Annotated in this window: 1 pseudogene; it reads left to right on the top strand. The window is 38.6% G+C overall.

What is annotated here, in order from left to right:
- Positions 1–38 precede the first annotated feature (38 nt).
- Positions 39–223, top strand: a pseudogene (locus tag BZK24_RS08665) (cytochrome C oxidase Cbb3); the annotation flags it as partial.

Below are 223 nucleotides of genomic sequence, written 5' to 3'. Positions count from 1 at the left end.
GCTCTTCCGATCTAATTTACTACAAATAGGAGTATTGCATGCAAGAAAATGTGCCTTTGAGTTATGATTATTCCATTAGCAAATTGTTTCTTTATGCGATGATCGCTTTTGGGATAATAGGCATGTTAATATGGATCGTGTTAGCTTTTGAGTTATCCTTCCCTAGTTTGAACTACATTGCAGGGGAGTATGGCGTTTTTGTCCGCTTACGCCCTTTACACAC

It is taken from the genome of Helicobacter pylori, from assembly GCF_001998165.1.
GTDB classification, from domain to species: domain Bacteria; phylum Campylobacterota; class Campylobacteria; order Campylobacterales; family Helicobacteraceae; genus Helicobacter; species Helicobacter pylori_DL.
Note: the sequence above shows the minus strand (reverse complement) of the source record. Positions and strands in the feature narration are given on the sequence as shown.